The following is a 3446-nucleotide window of genomic DNA, read 5'->3' as shown; positions in this document are numbered from 1 at the left end:
ACGCTGCCCGTGGTCCCGTTGACCACGATCCCCCGCAACTCCTCCGCTGCCCCGTCTCCCGTTGACGGGTAGTCGTGGTACATCATCCCGGCGAAAACGCCGGTCGGGCTGCCCTTCAGGGTGAGCGGGTCGATGCCCGCCCGTTCGACGGCCTCCCAGGAGGTCTCCAGCAGCAGCCGCTGCTGGACGTCGATCGCGAGCGCCTCACGCGGCGAGATCCCGAAGAACTCAGCATCAAATTCAGCCGCGTCATACAGGAATCCACCCGCACGGGCGAAAGAGGTGTCCGCGACCTCCCAGCCACGATCGGCCGGGAAACCGGAGATGGCGTCTTTACCCTCAGCGACCAGCTCCCACAACTGCTCCGGTGAGGTGACCCCGCCCGGATACCGGCAGGCCATGCCGACGATGACGATCGGATCCCCGGCGACCGGGGCCGCGACCTGCACAGGCGCCGCGGCGTCCGTGCCCTCAAGTCGCTCGCGGATGAAACGGGCCACCGCCGCGGGGGTGGGCTGATCGAACACCAGCGTGGCCGCCAGGCGCATCCCGGTCGCCTCGATCAGCCGGTTACGCAGTTCCACCGAGGTGAGGGAGTCGAGGCCGAGGTCCTGGAAGGTCAGGTCCGGCGAGATCGCGTTCGCCGAGGCGTGCCCCAGTACGGCGGCCACCTGCCCGAGCACCATCCGGGACACCTCCTCGCCGAGCGCCCGTCCCGACAGCCCGCCCAGGGCGGCGAAGGCGGCAGGCGTGACAGCCGCCTGCCGCATGGGAGCGGGCACCAGCGCGCGGAAGACCGCCGGGACACTGCTTCGCGCCCGCAGCGCGGCCCGATCCAGCCGCGCCGCCACCACCACCGGTTCACCGCTCACCATCGCGGCGTCGAAGAAGGCGAGTCCCTGCTCGGCGGCCAGGGGCAGCAGCCCGGCCCGGGCCATGCGCCGCATGTCGGTCTCGGTGAGGGCACTGGTCATCCCGGTGCCCTGCTGCCACGGCCCCCACCCGATCGACACGCCCGCCAGCCCCTGAGCGGCGCGCTGCCGCACCAAAGCGTCCAGGAAGGCGTTCGCCGCGGTGTAGCTTGCCTGGCCGCCGTTGCCGAGCGTCGCGGTCACCGAGGAGAACACCACGAACGCGGTCAGGCCGAGGTCGCGGGTGAGTTCGTGCAGGTGCCAGGCACCGTCCGCCTTCGGCCGCAGCACGGCGTCGATCCGCTCGGGCGTCAAAGCGTCGATCGGGCCGTCATCGAGCACACCCGCGGCGTGCACCACCCCGGTGAGCGGGTGCTCTGGCGGGATCGCAGCGATCACTTCGGCCAAAGACTCACGATCGGACACATCGCAGGCCACGACCATGACCTCGGCACCCAGGGCCCTCAGCTCCGACACCAGCTCCGCCGTGCCCTCGGTATCCAGGCCACGACGACCCACCAGAGCCAGGTGACACACACCATGCTCGGCCACCAGATGACGCGCGACCAGCGCGCCCAGCCCACCCAGACCACCGGTGACCAGCACCGTGCCGCCGGCACTCCACATCGACGCGGCACCGCCGACACCCCCGACGGTGCCCGGTGCCGGCGAGACGGTGCCGACAGCCGGCCCGGTCTGAGAGTGGTCGTCGTCGACCCTGACCAGGCGCGGCACCCGCGGCAGCCCGTCACGCACCGCCAACTGCGGCTCGCCGGAATCCAGCGCCGCGACCAGCATCCGTCCGTCCACCCGACCGGCATCCACCTGATCGCGATCAAGGTCCAGCAGGACGAACCGCCCCGGGTTCTCCACCTGCGCCGAACGCACCAGACCCCATACCGCCGCCGCGACGGGGTCGGCCACGGTTTCGGTGGCCACCGCCACCGCGCCTGAAGTCACGAAGACCACCAGGCGGTTGGCGTGCTCGTCGCGCCCGGCCTCCCGCAGCCGGGCCAGGACCGCCGAGGTCACCGACCGCACCGCGGCCGGAACGTCGTCCCCGGCGGGAACCGGGACCGGCACCAAGGTCACGTCCGCGGCAGGCTCCATCTCATGCGCGATGTCCGCCACCTGCCCGGCTTCGCGCAGGGCGGCGACCAGACCCCACCCGTCGGAGCCGAGCACCGACCACCGCCTGGCCGGATCGTCTCCGTTCCCGGATGCCGCCACGGGCGGCCAGTCCAGCCGCAGCAGCGGCCCGCCGCCGGTGCGTGCCGCAGGCCGCGAAGCGCGGAACGCCAGGGAGCGCACCGAGGCCACCACGCCCCCGGCATCGGCCACGACCAGCGTGACCGTGTCCGGGCCCGCCATGCTCATCCGGACCCGCAGCGCCGAGGCGCCGGACGCGTGCAGCGACACCCCGCTCCAGGCGAAGGGCAGCAGTCCGCCCTCCGCCTCATCGAGCCCGGCCAGCGATGCCACCTGCAGCACAGCGTCGAGCAGGGCCGGATGCAACCCGTAGGAGCCCGCGTCGGCGGCGACGTCTTCGGGCAGGGCGACCTCGGCGAACACCTCCCGCTCGGTACGCCAGACGGCGCGCACCCCCCTGAACGCCGGACCGTAGGAGAAACCCACCGCCGCCCGCCGGTCGTAGAAGCCGTCTAGGTCCACCGTGACGGCGTCCGCGCGGGGCCACTCCTCCATCCCCGCGTCAGGGACGCTCGTCGGCGCGGCGGAGGCGAGCACACCGGTGGCGTGCTGAGCCCACGGCGCGTCCGCTTCACCCTCCGGACGGGAATACACCCCCACCGTCCGCCTGCCGCTGTCGTCGACGGCGCCGAGCGCCACCCGCACCTGAACACCTCCCCGCTCGGGTATCACCAGCGGGGAGGTGAGCGTGAGCTCCTCCAACAGGCCGCAACCGACCTCCTCGCCGGCCCGCAGGGCCAGCTCGACGAAGGCCGTGCCGGGCAGCAGCACCTGCCCGGCCACCACATGGTCCGACAGCCACGGATGCGCCGCGGTCGAGACCAGACCGGTGAACAGGAACCCGCCGGTGTCGGGCAGCTCCGTGGCCGCGCCCAGCAGCGGATGACGCGGCAGGTCCAGCCCGGCAGCGGTGACATCGCCCGCGGCCACCGAGAGTTTGGGCCAGTACCGCACCTGTTGGAACGCGTAGGTCGGCAGATCCACCCGGTGAGCGGCCGGGAACAGCTCCCGCCACCGCATCGGCACACCACGCACATACAACCGGGCGGCCGCGGCCAACGCCGCCGCCTCCTCACCGCGGTCCTTACGCAGAACGGGAAAGGCAGCCGCCGGCTTGTGCGAGTCCTGACGAACCGAGAGGTTCTGGTGAACGAGCGCCGACAACCCGCCATCCGGACCCAGCTCCAAGAACACCCTGGCCCCCACCGAGCCCGCAGCTTGCACCGCCGCGGCGAAACGCACCGGACGCACGACGTGATCCACCCAGTACTGCGCCGAGCACAGGTAGGCGGCGTCGACCACCTCGCCGGTCACGGTGGAGACGAT

At 72.3% G+C, this 3446-nt stretch carries 1 protein-coding gene; it reads right to left on the bottom strand.

The window, feature by feature from the left end:
- The coding region (locus ABZU75_RS45865) for an SDR family NAD(P)-dependent oxidoreductase (protein WP_355569700.1) at positions 1-3446 on the bottom strand (3446 nt) is incomplete at both ends.

Source organism: Streptosporangium sp. NPDC005286, assembly GCF_040607515.1.
Lineage (GTDB): Bacteria > Actinomycetota > Actinomycetes > Streptosporangiales > Streptosporangiaceae > Streptosporangium.
This window is presented reverse-complemented; position numbering and strand designations above follow the sequence as displayed.